5 protein-coding genes are annotated in these 5,561 nt (G+C 65.3%); all 5 read left to right on the top strand.

Features of this window, described 5'->3' with window-relative positions; genetic code table 11:
* Positions 1-667: WYL domain-containing protein (locus tag VMW12_11610; protein ID HUZ50360.1), on the top strand; the 667-nt coding region annotated here is incomplete at its 5' end.
* A gap of 286 nt (positions 668-953) precedes the next feature.
* The gene (locus VMW12_11605; protein HUZ50359.1) at positions 954-1,424 is read left to right on the top strand and encodes a hypothetical protein; all 471 of its coding nucleotides are present in this window, start codon (positions 954-956) and stop codon (positions 1,422-1,424) included.
* Positions 1,425-1,481: 57 nt separating this feature from the next.
* On the top strand, positions 1,482-3,017 hold the full coding sequence (hutH, locus tag VMW12_11600; GenBank protein ID HUZ50358.1) for a histidine ammonia-lyase: 1,536 nt from the start codon (positions 1,482-1,484) through the stop codon (positions 3,015-3,017).
* Between the two features lie 31 nt (positions 3,018-3,048).
* Positions 3,049-4,710: a urocanate hydratase gene (hutU, locus tag VMW12_11595; protein ID HUZ50357.1), complete on the top strand. Its 1,662-nt coding sequence runs from the start codon at positions 3,049-3,051 to the stop codon at positions 4,708-4,710.
* Positions 4,698-5,561 (top strand): amidohydrolase family protein (locus tag VMW12_11590; protein HUZ50356.1); only part of this gene is annotated, 864 nt, incomplete at its 3' end. The genes hutU and VMW12_11590, both read left to right, overlap by 13 nt.

Here is a 5,561-nt window from a genome sequence, read left to right as displayed (position 1 = left end):
CACCGAGAAGCTCGTGGGCACCGCGGGTCGCGGTGCGCGGGCACGCATCGAGGCGCCTTCGCCGATGGCCTTTCGTCTCTCGGAGATCCGCTTGGACGAGCAGGGCGAGCGCGCGTTTGCGCTGCTCTCGGCGGCGGAACGCGTCTCGCGCAGCGTGCAGTTCGCATACGAAGACAAAGAGGGGAATCGCACCTCGCGCACCGTCGATCCGTATGGTTTCATCCTGAGTTCCGGGCGCGTCTATTGTGTCGCATACGATCATGGCAGGCGCGAGCAGCGTACGTTCGCCGTCGATAACATCCACGATCCCGACGTCCTGGCCAAGACGTTCGCCAAACCGCGCGATTTCAACATCGAAGAATTTGCCGCCGAGTCGATCAGCGGGGTCTTGCACGGCTCGCAGACGACGCACGTACGGGTACGCTTCGATGCGCGCGTAGCGAAGGCGGCTATTGCCGCGCGCGTTTTGGCCGGGCGCGAAATCGACCGGCGCGGCGATGGATCGGTTGAGATTTCATACCGCGTCGCGGATACGGACGAACTGGTGCGCTGGGTGCTCGGATGGGGGGCGCAGGCCGAAGTGCTGGCACCCGACGACGTGCGAGCGCGCGCCGCGGCGCTGGTGGAAGAGATGGCGAATCGTTACGCGGGAGCGTCGCGGGCATAACGAAACCCGTCGGGCTCGATACCGGCGGGTCTCGACGTATTCGCGCACTACGGAGGGGAAACTCGAATGCTCTCGGGTGGGAGGGCACCCTTGCTCCGCCGTAGCGGTTCGGCCGTTGCCTCGGTCCGTTGCTTGTGACAACGGTACGCGTGCTTTCGCATCCGGCCGCGATCGATACGTTCGTCGCACTTCGATGGTCGAAGTGCAGGCATCGTAGCACGACAAAGGTCGGTCGACAAGAAATTGGGAAGGGCCGCCCACAACCTTTCCACAACTTTTTGAAATTATGCACATTTTGTTCGCGGCGATGCTTGTCGCCCAAAGCTTTTTTGGCGGCCTACCGGTCGACGGCATCCGGTGCGATGCAACCGAAGGCGTGGTCGAACACATCCACGCGCATCTGCAACTGTTCGATCGCGGCCAGCCCCTCGAGGTCCCCGCGCAGATCGGCATTCCGCAGACGGGCGCGTGCCTCTATTGGCTGCACACGCACGCGGCCGACGGCATCATCCACATCGAATCGCCGGTGAAGCGCCCGTTCACGCTCGGAGAGTTCTTCGACCTGTGGGGCATGACGTTGAGCTGGCAACGGGCTGCGAGCATGCGCGCGCCAAAGGGGCGCCATCTCTGGATTTGGGTCGATGGGCATGCCTGGCACGGGGCGAATCCGCGCTCGATCGTCTTGCACGACCATCAGGAAATCGTGATCCAAGACGGGCCACCGTTCGGCCACCCGCGCCCGGGCGTCTTTCAATAAGCTGCAGCGAGCAAGCCTGAAGGCCCGGCGCTGCGTGGCCGGAAGTAGTTGGCCCGTATGCCCATTACGAGCGCTTCCCAGACCATCGAACTCGACGGCCGTCATCTCTCGCTTGAGGCGATCGAAGCGGTCGCTAACGGAGCGCCCGTCCGCGTCGGAGATGCGGCGTGGCAGCGCGTGAAGGCGGCGCGCGAGTTCGTTGAAGCGCGCTTCGCCGACGGCGATGCGATCTACGGCGTCACCACCGGTTTCGGGCGGCTGGCCAACGTTCAGATTGCTCCCGAAGACGCCGCGCAACTGCAACTGAACTTGGTGCGTAGCCATGCAGCCGGTACCGGAGCGCCGCTTGCCGAGCAGTACGCGCGCGCGGCGGGCGTGCTGCGCGTCAACTCGCTTGCGGCGGGCCACTCGGGCATCAAAGTCGATACCCTCGAGCTGCTGCTCGAGCTCCTCAACCGCGGCGTTACGCCGGTCGTGCCATCGCAGGGCTCGGTCGGTGCGAGCGGCGATCTTGCGCCGCTCGCACACATGAGCCTCACGCTCCTGGGCGAGGGCGAGGCTTTCTATGGCGGGGAGCGCCTGCCCAGCGCGGTCGCGCTCGAGCGCGCTGGGCTGCGTCCCGTTACGCTCGGCCCGAAGGAGGGGCTCGCGCTCATCAACGGCACGCAGGTGATGACCGGAATCGGAGCGCTCGGCGTGCTTCGCGCCGAGCGTCTTGCCGAGGCCGCCGACGTGATCGCCGCCATGTCGCTGGAAGCGTTTCTCGGCACCGATCGCGTCTTCGACAGGCGCCTGAACGATCTGCGCCCGCACCCCGGCCAATCGAACGTCGCCGATCGCCTGCGCGCGTTGCTCGCCGATTCGCAGATCATGCGCTCGCACCGCGAATGTGGGCGCGTGCAAGACCCGTATTCATTCCGTTGCATCCCCGTCGTGCACGGTGCCGTGCGAGATTCGATCGCGCACGTGCGCCGCGTGACGCACATCGAAGCGAACTCCGTCACCGACAATCCGCTCGTCTTTCCCGAAGACGGCGAATTTCTCTCGGGCGGCAATTTTCACGGCGAGCCGATCGCCCTTGCGATGGATTTTCTCAAAATTGCGATCGCCGAACTCGCATCGATCGGCGAGCGCCGCCTCTATTTGCTGCTCAATGCGGAGGATCGCGGTTTGCCGCTCTTCTTGACCGGGCGCTCGGGGTTGCAGTCGGGACTGATGATCGTGCAGTACTGCGCGGCCGCGCTCGTCAACGATAACAAAGGGCTGGCGTGGCCTTCGAGCGTGGATACGATTCCAACCTCGGCGGGACAGGAAGACCACGTCAGCATGGGCATGACGTCGGCGAACAATCTCGTGCGCGTGCTCGATAACGTCGAAGGCGCGCTCGCATGCGAATTGCTCGGCGCGCTCGCCGCGACCGATTTCCGTCGCCCGTTACGATCGGGCAAAGGCACGCAAGCTGCATACGATCTCGCTCGCCGAACGATCGATCCGTGGACGGTCGATCGCGTTCCCGCGCCGGATATCGAAGCCGCGCGCGTCCTCATTCGCACCGATGCGCTCGCCCGCGCCGCGGCATCGGCATCCGCTTGACATTACCGCCGTTTCATAGAGGACCGTTCGTATGACCACTACCGCATCTGGACCCCGTATCGTTCGCGCCGCGCGCGGCACCGAACTCACGTGCCTCGGCTGGCCGCAGGAAGCCGCACTGCGCATGCTGATGAACAATCTCGATCCGGAAGTGGCCGAGCGCCCCGACGACTTGGTCGTGTACGGCGGCAACGGACGGGCGGCCCGCTCGTGGGCGGCGTTCGACGCGATCGTACGGACGCTGCGCCGCCTAAAAAATGACGAAACGATGGTCGTGCAGAGCGGCAAGCCGGTGGCGGTGTGGAAGACGCACGCGCGCGCGCCGCGCGTGCTGATCGCCAATTCCAATCTCGTTCCGAAGTGGGCCGATTGGAAAGTCTTCCGCGAGTTGGAAGCGCAAGGGCTCACGATGTACGGGCAAATGACGGCCGGTTCGTGGATTTACATCGGCACGCAAGGGATCGTGCAAGGCACCTACGAGACGTTTGCCGAGTTGGCGCGCCAGCACTACGGCGGGAGCCTCAAGGGCCGCGTCTGCCTGACGGCCGGCGTCGGCGGCATGGGCGGCGCGCAGCCGCTCGCGATCACGATGAACGAAGGCGTAGCGCTCGTTATCGACGTCGACCGCGCGCGATTGGAACGGCGCCGCGAATTGCGTTACCTCGACTGCGTGGTGGACTCACGCGATGCCGCGCTGCGAGAGGTCGCGCGTGCGAAAGCGGCCGGCGAAGCCATTTCGATCGGCTACGAAGGGAACGCGGCCGACGAATTTGCGACATTGTTCGAGATGGGTTTTCGCCCCGATGCGGTCACCGATCAAACCTCCGCGCACGATATGGTGAACGGGTACGTTCCGGCCGGTCTCTCGCTCGACGAGGCTGCCACGTTGCGCGCGAGCGATCCCGATGAGTACGAGCGCCGCGGATACCTGAGCGCGGCCAAGCACGTCGAAGCGATGGTTCGGTTTCAGGATGCCGGTGCGATCGTGTTCGATTACGGCAATAACATTCGCGCCGCCGCGGAGCGCGGCGGTTTCGCGCGAGCATTTGCGTTTCCCGGATTCGTCCCGGCCTTCATCCGGCCGCTGTTCTGCAGGGGGTCGGGGCCGTTCCGCTTTGCGGCGCTCTCGGGCGATCCGGCGGACATCGATCGCTTGGATCGCGAATTGCTGCGGCTCTTTCCGGAGGATGCCTCGCTTGCGCGCTGGTTGCGGCTCGCGCGCGAACGGATCGCATATCAGGGCCTGCCGGCGCGCATTTGCTGGCTTGGATACGGAGACCGCGCGAAAGCCGGCCTCGCGTTTAACGAATTGGTGCGCACGGGCGAGGTGAAGGCGCCGATCGTCATCGGGCGCGACCATCTGGATACGGGTAGCGTCGCTTCACCCTATCGCGAGACCGAAGCGATGAAGGACGGCTCCGATGCGATTTCGGATTGGCCGCTGCTCAACGCGCTGCTCAACACCGCGGCGGGCGCTCACTGGGTGAGCCTGCACCACGGCGGCGGGGTGGGCATCGGGTATTCGCAACACGCGGGTATGGTGGTGGTGGCGGACGGCACGCAGGACGCCCGCGAACGATTGGAAGCGGTGCTGACGACGGATTGCGGGATGGGCGTCGTGCGTCACGCCGACGCGGGATACGAAATCGCGATCGAGACTGCCGACGAGGCGGGCATCGATTGGCGGCTGTAACCCCGCTGCTCGTTCGAGCAAAAACGATCATTACGTGCGATGACGCCGCCCGGCAGGGCGGCGTCACGTTCGAAGGCCTCGGTCGCATCGACGACGCGGCCATGCTGATCGAGGGCGAACGAGTCGTCGCCGTCGGCGCGCGGGCCGACATCGAACGCTTGGTGCGACGGCGCGACGTGCGCGAATTGGATCTGCGCGCGCATACGATCGTTCCGGGGTTTGTCGACGCGCATGCGCACCCGCTTTTTGCCGGCAATCGCGAGCCGGATTTTGTCGCGCGACAGCACGGGGAGCGCGCTCCGCTCGGCATGCTCTACACCGTCGAGCAGACGCGCGATGCGTTGCTCGAGCCGCAGCGGTTCTACGCCGAGACGGTCGCGCCGCGGTTGCGAACGATCCTGGCGCACGGGACCACGACGCTCGAAACCAAGACGGGTTACGCGCTGCACAAGCCCGGCGAAGCGGCGCTCTTGGACCTGATCGCGGCCCATCGCGCCGACGCCGACGTGCCGCGACTCGTTGCCACCTTTTTGGGCGCGCATGCGTTGCCGCCCGAGTTTACGCGCGAGGAGGCCTTCATCGATTATTTGATCGATCAGGTGATTCCGACGGCCGCGGCCCATGGCGCCGCATACGCCGATGCGTTCTGCGAACCCGGATTTTTCTCGCCGGCGCAGACGCGTCGCTATCTCGAAGCGGCGCGCGCCGCGGGTATGCGGCTCCGCGTACACTGCGACGAAATGGAGTACGGCCACGCGGCACGGATGGCGATCGAGCTTGGCGTCGACGCGGTCGATCATTGCAATTATATCGAACCCGACGACGTGCGCGCGATCGCGGAGAGCGAGATC

It is taken from the genome of Candidatus Dormiibacterota bacterium, assembly GCA_035532835.1.
Classification (GTDB): domain Bacteria; phylum Vulcanimicrobiota; class Vulcanimicrobiia; order Vulcanimicrobiales; family Vulcanimicrobiaceae; genus DAHUXY01.
Note: the sequence above shows the minus strand (reverse complement) of the source record. Positions and strands in the feature narration are given on the sequence as shown.